22 protein-coding genes and 1 tRNA gene are annotated in these 21,118 nt (G+C 71.2%); 7 read left to right on the top strand and 16 right to left on the bottom strand.

Annotated elements, in window-relative coordinates:
- Positions 1–28 precede the first annotated feature (28 nt).
- Positions 29–778, bottom strand: a complete 750-nt coding sequence (locus D3272_RS05890; protein WP_129218227.1) for an SDR family NAD(P)-dependent oxidoreductase — start codon at positions 776–778, stop codon at positions 29–31.
- Positions 779–1,000: 222 nt separating this feature from the next.
- Between D3272_RS05890 and D3272_RS05885 the strand changes: the two genes are divergently transcribed.
- Complete coding sequence (locus D3272_RS05885; protein WP_129218226.1) at positions 1,001–1,933, top strand: ion channel; 933 nt, start codon at positions 1,001–1,003, stop codon at positions 1,931–1,933.
- 3 nt (positions 1,934–1,936) lie between these two features.
- Here D3272_RS05885 and purF read toward each other — a convergent pair whose 3' ends face one another.
- The 4 genes from purF to D3272_RS05865 form a co-directional block, all read right to left on the bottom strand.
- The gene (gene purF / locus D3272_RS05880) at positions 1,937–3,382 is read right to left on the bottom strand and encodes an amidophosphoribosyltransferase (protein ID WP_129218225.1); all 1,446 of its coding nucleotides are present in this window, start codon (positions 3,380–3,382) and stop codon (positions 1,937–1,939) included.
- Positions 3,383–3,521: 139 nt separating this feature from the next.
- On the bottom strand, positions 3,522–4,259 hold the full coding sequence (locus D3272_RS05875; protein ID WP_129218224.1) for a CvpA family protein: 738 nt from the start codon (positions 4,257–4,259) through the stop codon (positions 3,522–3,524).
- Between the two features lie 209 nt (positions 4,260–4,468).
- Complete coding sequence (locus D3272_RS05870; RefSeq protein ID WP_245496412.1) at positions 4,469–7,123, bottom strand: valine--tRNA ligase; 2,655 nt, start codon at positions 7,121–7,123, stop codon at positions 4,469–4,471.
- 213 nt (positions 7,124–7,336) lie between these two features.
- Positions 7,337–7,412: transfer RNA gene (locus tag D3272_RS05865), tRNA-Phe, on the bottom strand.
- 142 nt (positions 7,413–7,554) lie between these two features.
- Between D3272_RS05865 and D3272_RS05860 the strand changes: the two genes are divergently transcribed.
- The gene (locus tag D3272_RS05860) at positions 7,555–7,797 is read left to right on the top strand and encodes a sulfurtransferase TusA family protein (protein ID WP_129218223.1); all 243 of its coding nucleotides are present in this window, start codon (positions 7,555–7,557) and stop codon (positions 7,795–7,797) included.
- Between the two features lie 106 nt (positions 7,798–7,903).
- Positions 7,904–8,143 carry a hypothetical protein gene (locus D3272_RS05855; RefSeq protein WP_129218222.1) on the top strand — a complete coding sequence of 80 codons (240 nt, stop codon included), beginning with the start codon at positions 7,904–7,906 and terminating at the stop codon, positions 8,141–8,143.
- 52 nt (positions 8,144–8,195) lie between these two features.
- Here D3272_RS05855 and D3272_RS05850 read toward each other — a convergent pair whose 3' ends face one another.
- From D3272_RS05850 to infA, 3 genes are all read right to left on the bottom strand, one after another.
- Positions 8,196–8,402 carry a DNA gyrase inhibitor YacG gene (locus tag D3272_RS05850; RefSeq protein ID WP_129218221.1) on the bottom strand — a complete coding sequence of 69 codons (207 nt, stop codon included), beginning with the start codon at positions 8,400–8,402 and terminating at the stop codon, positions 8,196–8,198.
- A 259-nt stretch (positions 8,403–8,661) separates the two neighbouring features.
- Entirely contained in the window at positions 8,662–9,315 is a 654-nt protein-coding gene (locus D3272_RS05845) for a Maf family nucleotide pyrophosphatase (protein ID WP_207210132.1), read from the bottom strand.
- 10 nt (positions 9,316–9,325) lie between these two features.
- Entirely contained in the window at positions 9,326–9,544 is a 219-nt protein-coding gene (gene infA, locus D3272_RS05840) for a translation initiation factor IF-1 (RefSeq protein WP_129218220.1), read from the bottom strand.
- 247 nt (positions 9,545–9,791) lie between these two features.
- Here infA and D3272_RS05835 point away from each other — a divergent pair, with 247 nt between their 5' ends.
- Entirely contained in the window at positions 9,792–10,115 is a 324-nt protein-coding gene (locus D3272_RS05835) for a hypothetical protein (protein WP_129218219.1), read from the top strand.
- 49 nt (positions 10,116–10,164) lie between these two features.
- Here D3272_RS05835 and D3272_RS05830 read toward each other — a convergent pair whose 3' ends face one another.
- From D3272_RS05830 to D3272_RS05815, 4 genes are all read right to left on the bottom strand, one after another.
- On the bottom strand, positions 10,165–11,028 hold the full coding sequence (locus D3272_RS05830) for a CDP-alcohol phosphatidyltransferase family protein (protein ID WP_129218218.1): 864 nt from the start codon (positions 11,026–11,028) through the stop codon (positions 10,165–10,167).
- The gene (locus D3272_RS05825) at positions 11,025–12,347 is read right to left on the bottom strand and encodes an adenylate/guanylate cyclase domain-containing protein (RefSeq protein WP_129218217.1); all 1,323 of its coding nucleotides are present in this window, start codon (positions 12,345–12,347) and stop codon (positions 11,025–11,027) included. The genes D3272_RS05830 and D3272_RS05825 overlap by 4 nt, the downstream gene beginning before the upstream one ends.
- A 3-nt stretch (positions 12,348–12,350) precedes the next feature.
- Entirely contained in the window at positions 12,351–13,049 is a 699-nt protein-coding gene (locus D3272_RS05820) for a phosphatidylserine decarboxylase (RefSeq protein WP_129218216.1), read from the bottom strand.
- 201 nt (positions 13,050–13,250) lie between these two features.
- Positions 13,251–15,140 carry an ABCB family ABC transporter ATP-binding protein/permease gene (locus tag D3272_RS05815; protein ID WP_129218215.1) on the bottom strand — a complete coding sequence of 630 codons (1,890 nt, stop codon included), beginning with the start codon at positions 15,138–15,140 and terminating at the stop codon, positions 13,251–13,253.
- A gap of 183 nt (positions 15,141–15,323) precedes the next feature.
- On the opposite strand from D3272_RS05815, the gene D3272_RS05810 reads away from it, so the two are divergent.
- Positions 15,324–15,941, top strand: coding sequence for an LOG family protein (locus tag D3272_RS05810; RefSeq protein WP_129218214.1), 618 nt, complete (start codon positions 15,324–15,326; stop codon positions 15,939–15,941).
- An 18-nt stretch (positions 15,942–15,959) separates the two neighbouring features.
- Here the strand turns inward: D3272_RS05810 and D3272_RS05805 are convergent, their stop codons facing one another.
- Genes D3272_RS05805 through D3272_RS05795 form a run of 3 tightly spaced genes read right to left on the bottom strand, consistent with a single transcriptional unit; the run spans position 15,960 to position 19,117 of the window.
- A complete protein-coding gene (locus D3272_RS05805) occupies positions 15,960–16,292 on the bottom strand; it encodes a DUF1491 family protein (protein ID WP_129218213.1) in 333 nt (110 codons plus the stop codon).
- Between the two features lie 13 nt (positions 16,293–16,305).
- Positions 16,306–17,271, bottom strand: a complete 966-nt coding sequence (locus D3272_RS05800) for a hypothetical protein (RefSeq protein WP_129218212.1) — start codon at positions 17,269–17,271, stop codon at positions 16,306–16,308.
- Positions 17,264–19,117 carry a sensor histidine kinase gene (locus D3272_RS05795; RefSeq protein ID WP_129218211.1) on the bottom strand — a complete coding sequence of 618 codons (1,854 nt, stop codon included), beginning with the start codon at positions 19,115–19,117 and terminating at the stop codon, positions 17,264–17,266. Before D3272_RS05795 ends, D3272_RS05800 begins: the two co-directional genes overlap by 8 nt.
- A 398-nt stretch (positions 19,118–19,515) precedes the next feature.
- On the opposite strand from D3272_RS05795, the gene D3272_RS05790 reads away from it, so the two are divergent.
- On the top strand, positions 19,516–19,905 hold the full coding sequence (locus tag D3272_RS05790; protein ID WP_129218210.1) for a hypothetical protein: 390 nt from the start codon (positions 19,516–19,518) through the stop codon (positions 19,903–19,905).
- A 50-nt stretch (positions 19,906–19,955) separates the two neighbouring features.
- Positions 19,956–20,441 carry a SufE family protein gene (locus tag D3272_RS05785; RefSeq protein ID WP_245496411.1) on the top strand — a complete coding sequence of 162 codons (486 nt, stop codon included), beginning with the start codon at positions 19,956–19,958 and terminating at the stop codon, positions 20,439–20,441.
- 78 nt (positions 20,442–20,519) lie between these two features.
- Here D3272_RS05785 and D3272_RS05780 read toward each other — a convergent pair whose 3' ends face one another.
- The gene (locus D3272_RS05780; RefSeq protein ID WP_129218399.1) at positions 20,520–20,933 is read right to left on the bottom strand and encodes a Ros/MucR family transcriptional regulator; all 414 of its coding nucleotides are present in this window, start codon (positions 20,931–20,933) and stop codon (positions 20,520–20,522) included.
- Positions 20,934–21,118 lie beyond the last annotated feature (185 nt).

The following is a 21,118-nucleotide window of genomic DNA, read 5'->3' as shown; positions in this document are numbered from 1 at the left end:
TTTGGGAGCGGTTCCCCGGGACCGGCCGTCAGGCCGGGCCCTGGAAGCTCAGCATGCGGTCGGTGGGGAAGTCGTAGAGCTTGCCGGTGTCGCGATGCTCGGGCGCGCACAGCGCGACCAGCACGGGCGCGAGGTCCTCCGGGGTCTTCAGCGATTCGGGATCCTCGCCCGGCATGGCGGCCGCCCGCATGCGGGTGCGCAGCGGGCCCGGGTTGACGACAGTGACGACGACGTTGGACGTGGTGGCGGTCTCGGCCGCGTAGGTGCGGGCCATGGCGTCGAGCGCCGCCTTGGTGATGGCGTAGGGGCCCCAGTAGGGCCGCATCTCGGCCCGGTGTCCGGCCCCGGAGGAGACGAAGACGACGCGGCCGGCGTCGGAAGCGCGCAGCAGGGGGTCGAGCGAGCGCAGCAGCCGATAATTGGCGGTGAGGTTCACGGCCAAGACGTTGTCCCACTGCTTCGGGTCGACGTGGCCGATGGGCGTGATGGGCCCCAGCACGCCGGCGTTGGCGACGAGGATGTCGAGATGGCCCCAGCGGTCGTGCAGGGCGGCGCCGAGCCGGTCGATCGCCTCCGAATCCTTCACGTCGCAGGGCACCAGCGTCGCCTCTCCGCCCAGCCGCCGGATGTCGTCGTCGAGTTCCTCGAGCGCGCCCTGCGTGCGGGCCAGCGCCACCACATGGGCGCCGGCGCCGGCCAGTTCCAGCGCGACCGCGCGGCCGATGCCGCGGGACGCACCCGTGACCAGGGCCAGCCGGCCCTCCAAGCTGAGAGTCATGAGGTCTGCCTGACGGAGTTGGCCGCGGGAGCCGCGCGGCATCGGCGGGAATGTGCTTTGCTGGAGCGCCGTCGCCTTCGGCGACTGTGCTCCGGCTCCGAATCGAGAGCAGTTTCATCGGCCTGGAATCGCCGAGACGATTCCGCGAAAGACGATACTGCTCTAGACCCCAGGCTTTCGGCAGGCAAGCCGAGGCGCCACGCGACAGGCTGAACGACCCCCATGAACGCCAGGCCCGACCTCGATCTCACCCGCACGGCGCCGCGCCCCGGTGCGCGACGGCTGCGCAAGGTCATGATCGGCAAGCGCGCCGTCTTCACGGCCGGCCTCCAGCCGAGCTTCTGGAACGACGCCTACCACATCGCCCTCACGGCCCGCCTTCCCGCCTTCGTCGGCGGTCTGGCGGCGGCCTTCCTGCTCGTCAACTTCGGCTTCGCCCTGCTCTACGCCGTCGACCCGCAGGGCATCGCCAACAGCCGCGGCGCCTTCGAGAACCTGCTGTACTTCAGCATGGAAACCATCACCACCGTCGGCTACGGCGAGTTCTACCCGCAGACGCGCTACGCCCACTTGGTGGTGGGCACCGAGGTGTTCGCGGGGCTGTTCTTCACCGCCACGATGCTGGGCCTGATCTTCGCCCGCATGTCGCGCCCGCGGGCCCGGCTCGTCTTCGCGCGCGGCCTGGCGGTCGGTCCCTACGAGGGCGGGCGCACGCTCTTCGCCCGCGTCGCCAACGCTCGGCTGAACATCCTGTCGAGCGCCACGGCCCGCCTGTGGGTGCTGCTGTCCGAGACGACGGCGGAGGGGCAGAAGTTTCGGCGCTACGTCGAGCTGAGGCTCGTCCGCGCCGAGAACCCCGCCTTCGCGCTGAGTTGGACCATCCTGCATCCGATCGACGCGGCGAGCCCGCTCTTCGGCCGAAGCGCGGAAGACCTCGAGCGGGAGGACGCGCTGTTCCTGCTGACCATCACGGGCCACGACGACACGTCGGGCCAGACCGTCGAGGCGCGGGAATCCTACCTTCCGGACGACATCCGCTGGAACCATCGCTTCGTCGACATCCTGTCGACGCCCGTCGCCGGCCACACCGTGTTGGATTACGCCCGGTTCCACGAGACGGAACCGCTCGCCGCCGCGGCGGCGAGCCGTCCCTGAGGCTCAGCTGGCCTCGGCCAGCATGGCCCACTGCCGGGGGCTCGATTCGGCGAGCACGTCGGTCAACCGGGTCGGGTAGTCGCCCGTGAAGCAATGGTCGGTGAACTGCGGCCGCACGGGGTCCCGACGGGCGAGGCCCATGGAGCGGTAGATGCCGTCGACGGACAGGAAGGCGAGCGAATCGGCGCCCATATAGGCCCGCATGCCCTCGAGGTCCATCTGGGCGGCGAGCAGCTTGTCCCGTTCCGGCGTGTCGATGCCGTAGTAGTCGGGGTGCGTGATGGGCGGACAGGCGATGCGGAAATGCACCTCCTTGGCGCCGGCGTCGCGCATCATCTGCACGATCTTGACCGAGGTCGTGCCGCGCACGACCGAATCGTCGATAAGGACGACGCGCTTGCCCTCGATCACGCCGCGGTTGGCGCTGTGCTTCATCCGGACGCCGATCTCGCGGATCGCCTGGCTCGGCTGGATGAAGGTGCGGCCGACATAATGGTTGCGGATGATGCCGAGTTCGAAGGGGACCCCGGAAGCCTGCGAGTATCCGAGCGCCGCCGGCACGCCGCTGTCCGGCACCGGCACCACGACGTCGGCCTCGGCCGGGCTTTCGGCGGCGAGTTCGGCCCCCATCCGCTTGCGCACGTCGTAGACCGAGCGGCCGTTCACGACCGAGTCGGGCCGGGCGAAGTAGATGTATTCGAAGATGCAGGGCCGCGCCGGCTGGGGGGCGAAGGGCTTCAGGCTCTCGATCCCGCTTTCCGAGATGATGACCACCTCGCCGTTCTCGATGTCGCGCACGAAGCGCGCGCCGATGATGTCGAGCGCGCAGGTCTCGGAGGCCAGGATGTAGCGGCCGTTCAGCTCGCCGAGGACGAGGGGCCGGATGCCGAGCGGGTCGCGGGCGCCGACGAGCTTCTTGTTGGTGAGGGCGACGAGCGCATAGGCGCCCTCGATCTGGCGCAGCGACTCGACGAAGCGCTCGACGAAGCGCAGCTTGCGGGACCGCGCCACGAGGTGGAGGATCACCTCGGTGTCCGACGTCGACTGGCAGATGGCGCCGTCGCGGACGAGCTGCCGACGCAGCGTCAGGCCGTTGGTGAAATTGCCGTTGTGCGCCACGGCGAAGCCGCCGCCCTCGAGCTCGGCGAAGAGCGGCTGCACGTTGCGCAACACGGTCTCGCCCGTCGTGGCGTAGCGGACATGGCCGATGGAGGCCGAGCCGGCGAGCCGCTTGATGACGCGCTCATTGGAGAAATGGTCGCCCACGAGGCCGTGGCGGCGCTCGGAGTTGAACTGGCGGCCGTCGAAGGCGACGATGCCCGCCGCCTCCTGTCCACGATGCTGCAGGGCATGCAGGCCGAGGGCCGTGATGGCGGCCGCGTCGGGGTGGCCGAAGATGCCGAAGACACCGCATTTTTCACGGAGGGATTCGGTTTCGAGATCGCTCAATGGTCCATCCTCAAGCCGGGACGCCCTGGCCTTCGGCTGGCGAAGCCGGGCGGCGAGGGGAATGGGAGCGAAGATCCTACGCCATTCCCGTCTTCAGATGGAGCGCATTGCGGAGCTTTTTAAGGCCGGTTCCCGCGCCTCACTGCTTTTTGGTGGGTATCTTGGCCGCCGGCGTGCCGTTGAGGATGGCGTTGAGGCCCTGGCGATCGACGGTGGGCGCCGGGGTGGCGGCCGCCGACCGCGGCGTCGTCCCGGGCACGGCCTCGGTCCTGCGGGCCGGGGCGGCGGGCTGTGCCGGCGCCGGTGCCGTGTCGGCGCCGCCCGGCGCGTCGGCATCGGCGGGGAGGTCCTCGCTCGGCGCCGGCTTGTCGCGCTTGAAACGCTTGAGGAAGGTGTTTTCCGGATCCTCGGGCAGCATGGCGACGATCTCGTCGCCGGTCGCCTGCAGCAGCGGCTTCGAGCGCGCCGACGCCACCCATTCGGGCTGCGACTTCGGCGGCACCAGCCAGTTGAAGAACAGGAAGGCCACGACGCCGAGCAGGAAGCCGCGGGCGGCGCCGAACAGGAAGCCCATGGTCCGATCCAGCGCGCCGACCTTGCTGTCCAGGATGGCGTCGGACAACTTCACCGTGATGATGGAGACGAGGATCAGCGTCGCGAAGAACACGATGGCGATCGCGGCGATCATCCGGATCGTGTCCTTGGCGATGTAATGCTCGAGATAGGGCATCACGCGCGGATAAAGCAGGTAGGCGGCGACCGCGGCCGCCCCCCAGGAGGCGATGGCCAGGACTTCGCGCGTGAACCCCCGGACCATGGACAGCAGCGCCGAAACGACGACGATGCCCAGCAAAGCCAGATCGAGATAGGACGGCATGGCTCTGCCCTCGTGCCTGTTGGTCGTGATGGTGGAAGGGCGAAGCCGCCGGCCGCGCTTATAGCGAAGAGCCCGGGCGGCGTCACCCGTGCCGGGGCGGAAACGGGGCGGCGACCGCCCCGCCATGTCGCCCCGGTATGGACCTGTGTCGGGATCGGGGCGGCGGGAGGGCCGGGCCGGCATCGGATGAGGCCGGCCCCGGCGCGCCGTCAGATGAGGGCGAGCGCCGCCAGGAGGCGCTCGCGTTCCACCTCGGCGGCGGCGAGGCGGGACCGGTTGGTCTCGATCACCTCGGGATTGGCCTTGTCGATGAAGGCCGGGTCGGCGAGGCGGCGGGCGATGCCGGCGCGGTCGTTGTCGTTCTTCTTCAGCTCCTTCTCGAGGCGCTGCCGCTCCTTGGCGAAGTCGACGACGTCGGCCAGCGGGAGCAGGTAGTCGGTGCCGTCGACGGCGAGCCGCACGGCGCCTTCGGGCGGGGCGCCCGCCTCCTCGATCGACGACAGGTTGGCGAGGCGCCGGATGTGGGGACCGAAGCCGTCGAGCAGCGCCTTGGCGGCCGTCGAGGGCGCCGACACCAGCAGCGGGACCGGCCGTCCGGGCGGGACCTTGAGTTCGCTCCGCACCGACCGGATGCGCGACACGAGCGCGATGGCCCCCTCGACCGCCGCGGCGGCCTCGGCCCGGGCCGGCAGGGCGGCGAAGTCCGGCAACTGCGCGGCCGTGATGGCCTCGCCGGTGCCGCAGCCGTCCCACAGCGCCTCGGTGACGAAGGGCATGAAGGGGTTCAGCAGCTGCAGGATGGTCTTGAGGCACCAGCCCACCACGGCCCGCGTTTCCGCCGCCGCCGCGGCGTCGGAGCCGTTCATGCTGATCTTCGAGAACTCGACGTACCAATCGCAGAACGTGTCGCGCACGAAGGCCTGCAGGCCCGTGGCGGCGTCGCTGAAGCGGTAGTCGTCGAGCGAGGCCAGCGTCTGTCGCGCCACGCCGGCGAGTTCCGCGACGATCCAGGCGTCGATGGCGTTGCGGGGCGAGGCCGGCAGCGGCGTCGGCGCGTCGAAGCAGCAGTTGAAGGCGGCGAAGCGGGCGGCGTTCCACAACTTGTTGGCGAAGAGCCGCGCCGGCCGGACCGAATCCGCCGACATGCGGATGTCCTGCCCGTGCCCGCACAGGGTCATCATGGTCATGCGGGTGGCGTCGGTGCCGTATTGGGCGATGAGATCGAGCGGGTCGATCACGTTGCCCTTGGTCTTCGACATCTTCTGCCCGGACGCGTCGCGCACCAGGCCGTGGATGTAGATGTCGCGGAAGGGCGGCACCGTCTCGAAGGCGATGCTCTGCATCATCATCCGGGCGACCCAGAAGAAGATGATGTCGAAGCCCGTGACCAGCAGGTCCTGCGGATAGTAGCGGGCGAGGTCCGGCGTCTCGTCCGGCCATCCCAGCGTCGCGAAGGGCCACAGCGCCGAGGAGAACCAGGTGTCGAGGATGTCGGGGTCGCGCGTCAGCGTCACGTCCCGGCCGTAGTGGTGCCGCGCCGCCGCGGCGGCCTCCTCGGCCGTCTCGGCCACGAAGATCTCGCCGTCCTCGCCGTACCAGGCCGGGATCTGGTGGCCGTACCAGAGCTGCCGGCTGATGCACCAGGGCTCGATGTTGTCCATCCAGCGAAAGAAGACGTTGGACCAGTTGGCCGGGACGAAGCGCGTGTCGCCGCGGCGCACGGCCTCGGCCGCAGCGGCGGCCATGCCCTCGGTCTTCAGGAACCATTGGTCCGTGATGCGCGGCTCGATGACGACGCCCGAGCGGTCGCCGAAGGGCTGGGCGATGACCTTGGGCTCGATCTTCTCGATGGCGCCCAGCGCTTCGAGCGCCTCCACCGCCCGGGCCCGCGCGTCGAACCGGTCGAGGCCGCGGAAGGGCTCGGGCACGAGGTCGTTCATGCGCCCGTCCGGCGTCATGACGTCGAGCGGCACGAGGCCGTGGCGCAGGCCGACCGCGTGGTCGTTGAAGTCGTGGGCGGGCGTGATCTTCACGGCCCCGGTGCCCTGCTCGGGATCGGCGTGGTCGTCGGCGATGACCGGGATGGTGCGGCCGGTCAGCGGCAGGGCGAGGTGGCGCCCGACGAGGTCGCGGTAGCGCGGGTCCGCGGCGTTCACCGCCACGGCCTGGTCGCCGAACAGCGTTTCGGGCCGGGTCGTCGCCACCACGACGTGCCGCCCAGGCTCGTCGGCGAGCGGGTAGCGGATGTACCAGAGGTGCCCGTCGACCTCGCGCGTCTCGACCTCGAGATCCGAGACGGCGGTGCGGAACTTCGGGTCCCAGTTGACGAGCCGGGTGCCGCGATGGATCAGCCCGTCGCGGTGCAGCGACACGAAGACCCGCTTCACGGCCCGGCTGATCACGGGGTCGAGCGTGAAACGCTCGCGCGACCAGTCGGGCGTGCAGCCGAGGCGGCGCAACTGCGCCTGGATGGCGCCGGCCGTCTGGTCGCGCCAGGCATCGGCACGCGCCAGGAAGGCGTCCCGCCCGAGCGTGAACCGCGTTTCGCCGGTCTTGGCGAGTTCGCGCTCGACGACGAAGTGCGTGGCGATGCTGGCATGGTCGGTGCCGGGCAGCCACAGGACGTCGAAGCCGCGCTGGCGCTTGTGGCGCACCACCACGTCCTGCAGCGTCATGTCGAGCGCGTGGCCGATGTGGAGCTGGCCCGTGACGTTGGGCGGCGGCATGATCAGGGAGAACTTCGGACGCGACGACGTGACGTCGGCGCGGCCCACCCCGGTCTCGAGCCAGCGCTCGACGAGCTTCGGCTCGATCGCCTCGGGCTCGAAATGGGCTGGAAGGCTCGACGTATCAGCAGTCATCATGGAACTCCGGACCCGGGACGCTCGGCCCCGACGGTCACCTGCCCGGCCCTGCGCGCGGGGAAGACCGGGGCTTAACAGATCCCGGCACGGCATGCAGCCGCCAAGCAACGAACGCGGCCCGCGGCTGCCAGGCGCGCATGCCTGCGACGGCCGGCACGAACGATCGAGGTGGGACTAGATGGGAGCCGGTCGTTCGGGAACGACGCCATGAGATGGTGCCCGGGGGCGGATTCGAACCACCGACACTGCGATTTTCAGTCGCATGCTCTACCAACTGAGCTACCCGGGCGTCTCGGGACCCCTCGGGGCCGCGACTGACGGGCTTATAGGAAGGGTTCCGGGGCTTGTCCAGCCGATTCTGCCGCCCGTGCGGAAGGGCCGGGCCGGGCCCGCACTGGACGGGACCGGGACACCGGTAGACAGTGGCGGGCATGGATGACGGCACCGCGAAACCCTCCGAGATGCTCGACCTGCGCGGCTTGAAATGCCCGCTGCCGGTCCTGCATGCGCGGCGGGCCCTGGCGCGGACGGCGCCCGGCGGGACGCTGGCGGTGCGGTGCACGGACCCGCTCGCCGGGGTCGACATTCCGCACCTGCTGCGCGAGACAGGCGATCACCTCGTGGCGGCGACGCGGGACGGCGCCGAGATGCGCTTCGTCATCCGCAAGTCGTGACGGCCTCGCGGCAGGGCCGGCCACCGGGCAGGATCCATTCCCCGGAGGCGGCGTTGACGACCGACAGCAACAGGAAGGCTTCGTAGCCGTGAAAAGAACAGCTTACTTGGCGCTCATCGTCTCTTTGGCGCTGCCGACGGCGGCCTGGGCCGAGAACCGGGGCAGTGCCGACGATCAACTGGCCTGCACCCCCGACGTCTACCGGCTTTGCAGCTCGTTTATTCCCGACGAGGACGCCATCACGGCCTGCCTGCAGCAGCATAAGCCGCAGCTCAGCCCCGCCTGCCGCACGGTCTTCTCGCGCCCGGCGACCGCGGCGAAACCCCAGGGCCAAGACGACGACTGAGCGGCGGCGCCATCGGCGCCGCGGCGGGCGGCCTGGGAGATCCCCGGGCCGCTCACTCGCCGTCGGGGCTGTCCCGCATGTCGTCGTCGACCTCGACGGGAACTCGATAACCCTCTCCGAGCCAGCGGTGCAGGTCCACGTCGGCGCAGCGTTTCGAGCAGAAGGGCGTCATGTCGGGCGCCGCCGGCCGGCCGCAGATGGGACACCGGCGTTTGGACGCCGGCACCGGGCCGGAATTATCGTTTGCGGGCTCGTCCATGTCGGTCTCCCCGTGCCTGCCCTCGAACCGGCGGCGCGAACACCGGGACGCGGTACCCGGCAAAAATCACAACCCTGCGGTCATCGAGCCCGGCAGGCGTCGAAAGCCTGGAGCAGTTCCGCCGGCAGCGCGCGAGCGACACGCGGCCCGATACCCGCCGGAGTATGTCATGCCGCCGCCGACACACTCCAGTTGAAAAGCGGCACGCCCGTCCACACGCCCGCATTGAGGCCTCGCCTCCGAGCGGGAGCGATGCGTCTCACAGACGCTGCGGCTCCGCCCAACCCGCCTGGACCGGAAAACCTTCCCCGGCGAGCAGCGACACGGTCTCGTGCAGCGGCAGCCCGACCACCCCGGAATAGGACCCCACGAGGCGCACGACGAAGCTCGCCGCAAAGCCCTGGATGGCGTAGCCGCCGGCCTTGCCGCTCCATTCGCGGCTGGCGAGGTAGCTGTCCATGTCGAGGAGCGACAGACGCTTGAAGCGGACCCGCGTCTCGACCAGCCTGTGGCGCCTGGCACCCCGGGGCGTGAGCAGGGTGACGCCCGTGTAGACGCGATGGGCGCGGCCCGAGAGCAGCCGGAGGCAGGCCTCGGCTTCGTCCTGCGTCTCGCATTTCGGCAGGATGCGCCGCCCGACGCTCACCACCGTGTCGGCGGCGAGGATGAAGCGGGGGCCGGTCTCGCCGCGAGCGTCGGACAGGGCGGCCGCGGCCTCCGCCTTGGTGGCGGCGAGGCGGGCCGCCAGCACGCGCGGCAGTTCCGCCCGCTCCGGCGTCTCGTCGACATCGGCCGGCAGCAGCGCATGGGGCTCGATGCCGACCTGCTGCAGCAGCGCGAGGCGGCGTGGCGAGGCCGAAGCCAGGATCAGACGCGGCGCCTCGGAGGCTGCGGGGCGCGGACGTCCGATCACGCCGAAGCCCTCACTTGAACCGGTACGTGATCCGGCCCTTCGTCAGATCATAGGGCGTCATCTCGACAAGCACGCGATCGCCCGTCAGCACGCGGATCCGGTTCTTGCGCATCTTGCCCGCGGTATGGGCCGTGATCTCGTGTTCGTTCTCGAGCTTCACGCGAAACATCGCGTTGGGCAGCAACTCCGTCACCGTGCCGGGGAACTCGAGCAATTCTTCCTTCGCCATATGATCCGATCTTTCGAGCGCCGCGGATAATCCTCCACGATGCGTTGCGCCGCCGCACGGCGACGACAGGCCATGGCGCGCCGGAGGGCGCGTCAGAGAGCGGCGGGACCCTAATCGAGAATGCCGCGTTTGGGAACAGAGGATGGGGAGCGCGGCTCCCTTCCGGAAGGGGCGCCGGGGAGTCGACGCGATGGGCCGACGCCGACGCAGCAGCCCCGGGTTCGGGCCCGCTCTCTGGGCCGACATGATGCTGGCCGGCGCCGCCACGGTGGCGACCCTTTCGGTGCGGCTGCCTCGGATCGCCACCGGCACGATGAGCCGGGCGGAATCGACCCGCATGGTCGCCGAGAAAGCGGCAGCGGCGATCGACGGGGCCGCGGCAGGCATGGCGGCGGCCACCCGGGTCGCGGCACGCCGCATGGCCGACCCGAAGGCGGTGACGCCGGCCGGCGCCATGGCCGACCTGGTGGCGGTCGCCGAGGCGGCATCCCGGCCGGCGCGGCGCACCGTGAAGGCCAATGCCGAACGACTGGGGCGCTCTCGCCTTCGGCGATTTCGCTCCGGTCCATGATCGAGACCCGTCGGCGCGACGCGCCCGTCCTGCCCGCGCCGACGCGGGATCAGGCGTCCCCGCCCGCTGCCGCGGTCGGAACAGCGGCGGGCTTCAGCCGCTCCGCGTCGCGCCGCAGGTGGGCGCGGTGCGAGCGGATGCTGAAGGGGATCAGGCCGAGGAAGACCACAACGAGCGCCGCCAGCAGCTCGGTCGGGAAGGTCACCAGCAGCAGCACGAAGACCGCGATGGCGAAGAGAACCGGGATGACCTGTTCGCGCGGCACGCGGCCGATCGACTTGCCCGAATAATGCGGGATGGCGCTCGCCATCAGGCCGGCCACGCCGAGCAGGTATACGATCTCGATGCCGACGGCCCAGCGCTCGAAGCTCCAGCCCAGCACCGACAGGTGCAGGTAGAGGGGCAGCAACGCCACGATGGCGCCGGCCGGGGCCGGCATGCCGGTGAAGAAGTTGGACGCCCAGGCCGGCTTGTCGGGGTCGTCGAGACCGACGTTGAACCGGGCCAGCCGCAGCGCGCAGGCGATGGCGAAGACCATGGCGGCGAACCAGCCGAAGCTCTTGATCTCGTGCATGTTCCAGAAATACAGCGTCAGCGCCGGCGCCACGCCGAAGTCGACGAAGTCGGCCAGCGAATCGAGTTCCGCCCCGAAGCGCGTGGTTCCCTTCAGGGCGCGGGCGAGCCGCCCGTCGACGCCGTCGAAGACCGCCGCCGCCACGATGGCGAAGACGGCCTTCTCGAAGGAGCCCTCGGTGGCGTAGCGGATGGCGGTGAGGCCGAGGCACAGCGCCAGCAGCGTGATGAGGTTCGGCAGCACGATCCGCAGCGGCACGTTGCGGAAGCGGCGCCGACGGGCTCCGGCATGGGCGCCCGGCACCGGGTCCAGCGCGTCGTGGTCGCGACCGTCGATCATGCCGCATCGGCTCCGGGCAGGATGGCCACGGCCTCGTCGGGCGAGACCGGGCGGAACACCGTGACGAGGTCCTTGAAGCCCCGCACCGCGAAGGCCCCCACCGGCGCGGTGGCGCTGTGCAGGCGGGCGACGAAGTCGCGCGACATGAGCACGGGCTGGTCGAGCGGGCGGTTGAGGTTGGCGATGCGGCTCGTCAGGCCGACATCCTTGCCAATCACGGTGAAGTCGAGCCGCAGCCCCGAGCCCACGTTGCCGTAGGCGGCCTCGCCGTAGTGCAGGGCCACGCCGGCCTCGATCGGCGGCTCCTCGGGGTGGCTCAGGTTGCGGGCGCGCAGCGTGTTCAGCGCGTCCTGGCCGGCCGCCAGAGCCCTGTCGGCCGCGTCCCCGTCCTGGCCGTCGCGGAAGATGGCCAGCAGGCCGTCGCCCATGTATTTCAGCACCTCGCCCTTGCGGCTCTCGATGGGCGGCACCAGGCAGTCGAACAGGGCGTTGAAGACGCCGACGGCCGCGACGGCGTCGAGGTCCGCGGTTCGGCCGATCGAGTCGCGCATGTCGGCGAAGAGGATGGCGGAGCGGATCGTGGACACCTGCCCGCGCTTCGTGTTGCCCCTCAGGATGGCGCGGTGCGGCTCGTCGCCCACGTAGGTGCGCAGCAGCTTGTCGAGCGACAGCCACGTCGAGCGCAGGTCGATCAGGATGGCGATGGCGGGCAGGAGCCGCGCCATGGCGGCCACGTCCCGCGGCGTGAAGCCGGACGGGTAGCGGGTCGCGAAGGTGACCCAGCCGTGCCCGCCGTTCATCAGCGGGATCGGCACGCAGAGGTAATGGGTGAAGCCGTCCCGCTGCAGCTCCTCGACGATGCCGAACCGGGACGGGTTCGTCTCGGCGAGGTGCATCTCGACCGCCCGTCCCGTCCGCGCCGCCTCGTAGAAGGGCGACGCGAGGTAGCCCGAATCGTCGTCCCCGTTGCGCACGTAAGTGCGCGTCGTGACGCCCCGGCCCCGCACCCAGAGGCGCGACACCGAATCGTGCTCCGCGTCGAGCACCTCGGTGGAGGAACCGTAGCGGTCGAGCGGCAGGCCGAGCGTCAGCAGCTTGTCGCAGAGCAGCGCGATGCGCTCGCTCGGCATGTCCTTCTGCCGGGCGTTGCGCGTCAGCCAGTCGGCGACCAGCACGACGCCGTAGGCGAGGTCCCAGCCCATCAGGCGGTCGAGGCGCTCGGCCGGCAGTTCGACGATGTCGGCGGCGGGCAGCAGCGCGTCCGCGGCGGCGTCGGTCGCGAGGTGGGCCGTCGGGGCGGTGGTGGCGGGGTCGTCCAAAGCTCACCCGGCCTTGAAGGAGCGGGGAGCCTCGACGGCGCGGGCGTCGGCCAGCACGGTCTCGCCGGCGATCGCCGTGGCGCCGATGCCCACCATCACCCGGATGGTGTCGGGCAGGTAGACGTCGACGCGCGAGCCGAAGCGGATGAGGCCGAACCGGTCTCCGACGCCGACGGTCTCGCCCTCGCGCACGAAAGACACGATGCGGCGGGCCACGAGTCCGGCGATCTGCACCACGCCCACGCGGCCGAGGCTGGTCTCGATCAGCATGGAGGACCGCTCGTTGTCCTCCGACGCCTTGTCGAGGTCGGCGTTCAGGAACAGGCCGGGCTTGTAGGCCAGCTTGAGGATGCGGCCCGACAGCGGGGCGCGGTTCACGTGGCAGTCGAACACGCTCATGAAGACCGAGATGCGCTGCATGGGCCGGTCGCCGAGGCCGAGCTCGGGCGGCGGCACGAAGAAGCCCACCGACGAGACCGTGCCGTCCGCCGGCGACACCACCAGCCCGTCCCGCATCGGCGTCACGCGCTTCGGGTCGCGGAAGAAGTACACGCACCAGGCCGTGACGATGAAGCCGAGCCAGCCGAGCGGGCTCCACAGCCAATCGAGCACGAGGGCCGCCACGAAGAAGCCCGCGATGAACACGTAGCCTTCCGGGTGGACGGGCACGACCTGCCGCCTGAGGCTCGCGATCACCGACATGGAGATGCCCCCGCGCGAGCCTTCGACACCATCATCCCCATCCTGGCCATCCTACCCTTCGCCTCTGCCGGGCCTCGCCCGATGGCATAGGCCAGTTCGGCAGGCCCGTCCCCGCCCAATTTTCAGATCCGAGACCGCGCCCGAGACCGCGCCCGAACCCGCCCGCCCCGGTCTCCCCGGCCCCGCCCCCCGGCGTCCCGGTCAGGCGTCGACGGGCTCGCGCCCCCCGTCGACCGACGCGATGCCGCGCAGCAGGTCCTCGGCGGCCTCCGCCTCGCGCTGCTGGTTCCACATCGCGCTGTAGATGCCCCGGCGCCCGAGTAGGCCGTCATGGGTGCCGCGCTCGACGATGACGCCCTTGTCGAGGACCAGGATCTCGTCGGCATTGACCACGGTCGACAGGCGATGCGCGATCACCACGGTCGTGCGGCCCCGCGAAACGCGGTCGAGCGCGTCTTGTATCTCGCGTTCGGTGAAGGTGTCGAGGGCCGAGGTCGCTTCGTCGAGCACCAGGATGGCGGGAGCCTTGAGGATGGTGCGGGCGATGGCGACGCGCTGCTTCTCGCCACCCGACAGCTTGAGCCCGCGCTCGCCGACCTGCGCGGCATAGCCGTCCGGCACGCCCGCCACGAAGCCGTCGATCTGGGCGAGGCGCGCCGCTTCGGCGATCTCCGCCTCGCTGGCGCCCCAGCGCCCATAGCGGATGTTGTAGCCCAGCGTGTCGTTGAACAGCACCGTGTCCTGCGGCACCATGCCGATAGCGTCGCGCAGCGAGGCCTGGGTGACGGCGGCGATGTCCTGGCCGTCCACCGTGATGCGGCCGCGATAGGGCTCGTAGAACCGGAACAGCAGGCGCGACAGGGTGGACTTGCCGGCCCCGGAGGGGCCCACCACCGCCACGGTCTTGCCGGGCGGCACGTCGAAGCTCACGCCCTTGAGGATCTCGCGCTTCTCGTCGTAGCGGAACCACACGTCCTCGAAGCGCAGGTGGCCCTCCGTCACCCGCAGCGGCAGGGCGTCCGGCCGGTCGCTGACCTCGGGCGTCTGGCCGAGGATCGCCGACATCATGTCGATGTCGATCACGGCCTGCTTCACCTCGCGGTACACGAGGCCCATGAAGTTCAGCGGCTGGTAGAGCTGCACCATCATGGCGTTGATGAGCACGAAGTCGCCGATCGTGTTGCGCCCGGCCCGGATGCCCGCGATGCTCATCGCCATCACGACGGCGAGGCCGGCCGAGAAGATGATCGCCTGGCCGGCGTTCAGCACCGCCAGCGACACGTAAGTCTTCACGCTCATCTGCTCGTAGCGGCGCATCGAGACGTCGTAGCGGCTCGCCTCGCGCGCCTCGGCGCCGAAATACTTCACGGTCTCGAAGTTGAGCAGGCTGTCGATGGCCTTGGTGTTGGCGTCCTGGTCGCTCTCGTTCATCACCTGGCGGATGGAGATGCGCCAGTTGGTGGCGAGGCCGGTGAACAGCGTGTAGGCGGCGATCATCACGGCGACCGCCAAGGCGTAGCGCCAGTCGAACTGCAGGAGGAAGACGCCCATCACCAGCACGAATTCGATGATGGTCGGCACGCCGGTCAGCATCGTCATCCGCACGATGGTCTCGATGGCACCCCGGCCGCGCTCCAGCACCCGGGTCAGCCCCCCGGTCTTGCGCTCGAGGTGGAAGCGCAGCGACAGGTCGTGCAGGTGGACGAAGACGTCGTTGGCCATGCGGCGCACCGCATGCATGGCCACGGACGCGAAGAGCGCGTCTCGCACCTGCGTCAGCACGGCCATCACCATGCGCAGGAGCCCGTAGAGCATCGTCAGGGCCAGGGGACCGGCCAACAGGGCCGGCAGGTGGTGGACGGCGGTGTCCTCGCGCCCCACGAGGGCGTCGGTGGCCCATTTGAACGCATAGGGGATCGCCACCGTGACGAGCTTCGCCACCACCATCAGCACCAGGGCGGCGTAGATGCGCCACCGGAGGTCCGCCCTGTCGTCCGGCCAGATGTAGGGCCAAAGGTGGCGCAGGGTGGCGAGCAGCGACGTGCGGGCGCGGGGATCGACCGCCGCGGCGGCGGGTTTGTATTGAGACATGGAGAGGGCGTCGGGCCTTTCGGGGCGGGCGTTCGGGGCGTCGCGCCTTCATATAGGCCGTCGGCGGCCCGGGCGAAGGTCGGGACGCGCCGCGACGGGGGCCGGCGCGATGCTCTGGCGGCATGGGACCCGCGTCCTACGGCCGGTTGACCGTCGCGCGCGGCGCCATGCTAGGTTCACCCCATGACAAAACTCTCCGCCATCTGCGTCTATTGCGGCTCGAGCGACGGCACCGACCCCGCCATGCTCGCCGCGGCCGAAGCGCTCGGCCGCACCATGGCGGAGGCCGGCATCGGGCTCGTCTACGGGGGCGGCAACAACGGCCTCATGGGCGCGGTCGCGCGCGCGGTGCTGGCCGGGGGCGGACGGGTCACCGGCATCATCCCGGATTTCCTGCGCAGCAAGGAGCGCATGCTCGAGGCGGCCCGCGACCCCGACCAGCTCGAGATGGTCGTCGTCGACGACATGCACACGCGCAAGCGGCTCATGTTCGAAAGGGCCGACGCCTTCGTGGCCCTGCCCGGCGGCGTCGGCACGCTGGAGGAACTCGTCGAGCAGATGACCTGGGTCCAGCTCGACCGGCATTCGAAGCCGGTCGTCATCGCCGACATCGGCGGCTTCTGGGGACCGCTGCTGTCGCTGATCGACCACATGCGCGAGCAGGGATTCATCCGCGCCGACGCCGACGTGCGGTACCGTGTCGCCGACACCGTGGCGGAGATCATCCCGACGATCCGCGCCACCATGGCCCGGGCCGAGCGGACCGGTGCCGTCAGGACCGGGCTCGATCTCCCGATGTGACGCCGGCGGGCGCCGGCCTCACAGGAAGGCGCGGCCGGCGCGGTCCTCGACCTCGACGATCCAAAGGTCCGGGTCGAAGGCGGTTTCGCGCTTCAGCCGCGCCTCGGCCGCCGCTGAGTCGATGGCGTCCTCGCGATGGAGCGGGGCGAACCTGCGCTCCCCGTCCTCGCCCGCCTCGCTCTGCGGGGCCGGCCCGAGCAGCGACGACGTCCCGTCGAGGCGGTCGACCTTGATCATCACGGCGCCGGCCTCGGCGGCGCCCCGCCGGCGCAGCACCGCCACGACACCGGCGACGGCGCAGCGGCGCAGATAGGCCGAGACCCAGAAGTCCGATGTGACGCGGGCCGTCATGGCGCGCCCTCCCCTACTCCGCCTCCGCCGCGGTCTTGGACCGGGGCGAGGCCTTCGTCACGGTCTTCTGCGCGGTCGTCGCCGCGGCCGGCGCCGTGCTCTTCGGCGCGGGTTCGGTCCGGGCGGCGGCGCCCACCGGCTTGGCGTGGGGGCGCGGGTGAGCCGTCGAGGCCGGCACCTTGGCGGGATGGGTCCGGCCGGGCTCCAGGATGCCGGCGGCTTCGGACGCGGCGCGGTGGTCGGCGGCGCGCTGCGCCCCCGGGGCTTCGGCGGCCTTGGGTTCGGGCTTCGGCTCGCTCCTGCGCACCGGGGCCTTGTGGGCCGTCGCCGAGCCGGGACGGGGGTGGGCGACCGGCGCGGCCGAGCCGGGGGCCAGCAGGCTGCCGATGCCGTCTTCGTGGCGGGGCTTGGGCACGGCCGCGCGGTGCACGGGCGCGACCGGCTTCGGCGCGACGGCCTCGGGCCGCGGCTCGACGACGGCCGGCGCCGGCGCCGGCGGAGGTGCGAGCGAGCCGGTGCGCTCGGCCGGCAGCGGGGCCGGCGCCGGCGCGGCGGCCTGCTGCCCCACCTCGGGCTGGCCGTCGATGGACCGGCCGAGGCCGAACAGCGGCGCGGGGTGTCGGCCGTGCTGGAACACCATGGCGTTGGCCACGATCCCCACTAGCGCGAGCGAGAAGACCGAGATGGTCACGGCGCGCAACGGCCGCACGCGGGGCATGCGGCCGCGCATCCGCGCCAGCAGCCCCGGTTCGGCCCGCCGACGCGCCTGGGCCACCGACAGGGCGACGTTGCGCCCGCCGCCGAGCCGCTGGGCCGCAATGGCGGCGCTGCTCGCCTTGCCCTGCCGGCCGGAGCCCTTGGCGCCGCGCGCCGTCACGCCCTCGTCGAGGAGGCCGTCGAGCGGCGGGGCACCGGCGGTACGGGGCCGGGCCGGGCCGCGACCGGGATGACGGAGAGGATCGATGGCTGCTTCACGCAAATTTCTGCATCCTGCCGCCGCTCGGCACACCATCGTGCCCAGTCCCGGAAGAATAGCTGGAAATGGTTTCTATTTTGGTCACGCCGGCGGCGTTCGGCGCCGCGCGCCGGCAGTCCGACGGCAGCCGGACGGAGACCCGCGTGCCCTGTCCCGGCGCACTCTCGATGGCGATGCTGCCGCCGTGCAGCCCGACGAGGCCGCGCACGACGGACAGGCCGAGTCCCGTCCCATCGTTGGGACGGTCGTAATTGGCCCTGGCCTGGAAGAAGGGGTCGCCGAGGCGCGGCAGGTCGCGCGCCGCGATGCCGACGCCGGTGTCCGACACCGCGATCAGCACCGAATTGCCCTCCGGCCGGGCCTCGATCGCCACCCGTCCGCCCGCCGGCGTGAACTTCAGCGCGTTGGACAGCAGGTTGAGGATGATCTGCTTGCAGGCCCGCTTGTCGCCGACGAGCGCCAGCGCGCCCGGCGTCACGGATTGGTCGAGCCGGACGCCGGTCTGGTCGGCCTTGAGCCCCACCATGTCGCAGCAATGCGCCACGAGCTCGTCGAGGCCGAAGGCTTCGGGACGGATGTCGAAGGCGCCCGACTCGATCTTGGACGCGTCCAGGATGCCGTTCACCACGGCGAGGAGGTGGAGCCCGGATTCGTGGATGATGGCGGCATAGTCCCGCCGCTTGGCGGGGTCGGCCGGCACCAGAGCCTCGTTCGACAGCATCTCGGCGAAGCCGATGATGGCGTTGAGCGGCGTCCGCAGCTCGTGGCTCACGTTGGCGAGGAAGATGTCCCGGCCGGCATGGGTGCGGTCTTGGGTGTCCTGCGCGGCGGCGGCGAGCCGCTCCTGCTCGGCGCGGGCCGAAACGTCGCGCAGCAGCCCCAGCGCGACGGGCCGGGCGCCCGCCCCGTCCACAGCGTCGACGTCGCGGCGGCGCAGGCTGAGGTCGACCACCGCGAAGACGGGCTCGTCGAAGTCCCCGCGCCGGCTCGGCAGCGTCCGGCCCGTGCGCAGCCGCATCGTGGCGGTCCCGCCGCGGCCTTCCGACACGGTGTCGGCCACGAGCTTCAGGAAGACCGGCCGGTCGGCGACGTGGAGCCGCTCGAAGAATCCCCGCCCCAGCAGGGCCTGCGGCGGAAGGCAGAACAGCCGCTGCGACGCCCCCCCGACCGACGCCGCACCCCCGACCGCGGCGGCGGCGCCGGACCTGTCGAACTGCAGCACGACGTCGTCGATGGCGTCGGCGAGGTCGCTGTGGCGAAGGCGCGCGCCCCGCTCCTCGGCGCGGCGGCGTTGCGCGGTGCGGGCGGCCGCGGTGGCGAGGGCGCCGCCGTAGGCCAGGGCGGCGAGCAGCGCCGCGACGCCCAGGGCCGACAGGCCCGGTGCCGCCCCGGCCTGGCCGAAGCGCGACAGCAGGGCCGCGCCGAGGGCCAGGAGGGCTGCCGCCACGATGGCGACGGCGCCGACCGCGGCCGACGACGCCGCCGCAGCCTCGACCGGCACCATCAGAAGCAGGGCGAGGCCGAAGGCCGACCCGGCCCCCAGCGTCAGGGTGGCGCCGAGCCCCAGCCAGACCAGCAGGCTCAGCGCTTCGCCGGCGCGCAGGTTCCCCGTGCGCGACACCAGCAGCGCGGCGCCGAAGGGCACGACCAGCCAGGCCAACGCGGCCGCCTCCCAGGCCGCCGGGGCCGCGCCGACGAGGCACAGCGGCGCCAGCGCCAGCGAGCCCAGCGACAGCAGGACGCGGCTCGTCAGGAAGTGGCGGTGCACGGCCGCGTCGATCGGCTCGGCCCGGACATCCGGGTGGACGTGCCGCCCGACGGCATCGCCGATGTTGGCCAAAAGCTTCACGCGATACTCCGCACCCGGTGCCGCCGGGCGTCGCCCTGGGCCCGCGCAGCCTCGCAGCCCGGCCTTAAACGAACCCTAAGTGCAGGGCCGGTTCTCGGCGAAAGCCCGCGTCGACACGCGGCGGCCGGCCTTGTTCTCTCGCCTTCGAGGGTCGGCTGCAGGTTTCGGGCCGGAGATACTGAACGAAGACCGAACGCCTCGCATCGAATCCTCCGCACTCGCCTGGGCGCCTCGCAAGACATCGGCCGTAAGCTCCGGGACGTCGAGGCGGCGTGGCGCGCCGGAGCAGTATCAGCTTTCTCCGAGGCGCTTCGGCGGCTCCAGGCCGATCAAACTGCTCCCGATCCGAAGTTGGAGCGGATTCGCCGAAGGCGAAAGCGCTCCGGGGCGAGGTGGACATGTTCTTTCTGACCAGGGCTGCAATCTGCATCGGCCTCGTGGCGGCCGCCGCCTCCGCGGCGGGCGGGGGCGGACTCGCCACGACGCTGGACCACGACGCCCGCGACGCCGCGGCGCGGCTCGGCCGGGCCTGCGTGGCGTCGCAGCGATGCCTGCGCGCCGGTGCCGGGGTGGCGGCCGAAGCCCTGCCACTGGCCGCAGGCGCGCTGCCCCTGGCCGCCGGCGCACTGCCGCTGCCGGACGGGAACGCGCCGTCCACGGAGCGCCCCGAAGCGGCGGCGGCGCCGTCCGCCCCGGTTGCCGTCGGACCCGGCCGCAACGGCGCGGCGCGGCACCACAAAGCCTCGCCCCGAGCCGCCTCGCCCCGAACCGCCCCTCCATGGGCATGACTGCGGCCTGAGGCCGGCCGGCACTGGCAGTCCCGCGGCAGGAAGGCGATATGGGACACGACACAGGAACCCGCCGCGCCATGCCCACCGTCGACGACATCATCGCCAATTTCGAGATCCTCGACGATCTCGACGACCGCTACCGCTACCTGATCGAGCTCGGCCGCGACCTCACCCCCCTGCCCCCGGAAGCCCACGCCGAGGCCAACCGGGTCCGCGGCTGCGCCAGCCAGGTCTGGCTCGAGACGAAGGTGGCGGGCGGCCAGGGCGACGACCCGCTGCTGCATTTCCGCGGCGACAGCGACGCCCATCTGGTCAAGGGGCTCATCGCCCTCGCCCTCGCCCTCTACGACGGCCGGCCCGCCTCCGAGATCGCCACGACCGACGCCACCCCGCTGTTCGGACGGCTGGGCCTCGGCGGCCACCTCACCCGCCAGCGCTCGAACGGCTTCGCCGCCATGGTGGACCGGATCCGCGCCGATGCACGCCGCGCCCTCGCCGGCGACCCGCCCGAGGCACCGGCCGCCCTGCACTGAACGGCTGCGGCGACGGGCGCGGAGCGGCCTGGCCCGCGGCGGGGCCGGCGACGTCGACCGGCGCCGGCCCGGCAGGCTTCAGAAGCGTCGGCGCTGCTGGCCCAGCCCCATCTCCTTGGCGAGTTGCGACCGGGCCTTGGCGTAGGCGGGCGCCACCATGGGGTAATCGGCCGGAAGGCTCCACTTCTCGCGATATTGCTCGGGCGACAGATTGTAGTGCGTCCGCAAGTGCCGTTTGAGCGATTTGAATTTCTTGCCGTCCTCGAGGCAAGTGATGAACTCGTTCGTGACCGACCTTCTCGCAGAGACAGCCGGCTTCAGGGGCTCGACGACAGCTGGCCTATCGTTACGCACCAAGCGCTCCAATGCGGCATGGACGTCGTAGATAAGCTTGGAAACCTCGAGGCTCGGCACGGAGTTGTTGCTGATATAGGCAGCGGCAATTTCTACAGTCAGTTCCAACGTATCAAATGGAGCCTGTTGCACCGACATCATGCGCCTCGCTGTTGAAAACATCGTGCCGTCCGGACGCCGCCGGGACGAGCGAATCCCGATCGATGTACAGTCGATTTATTGCCCGAAGCGATTTGCCTGACAAGGCCGGCGATGCGCCATTGCGCTCGACCGGCGCCGACCGTTTCCGTTGAGGCCGGTGGCGACGGCGGTCGCCCGTGACC

Source organism: Lichenibacterium ramalinae (assembly GCF_004137085.1).
In the GTDB taxonomy this organism is placed as follows: domain Bacteria; phylum Pseudomonadota; class Alphaproteobacteria; order Rhizobiales; family Beijerinckiaceae; genus Lichenihabitans; species Lichenihabitans ramalinae.
This window is presented reverse-complemented; position numbering and strand designations above follow the sequence as displayed.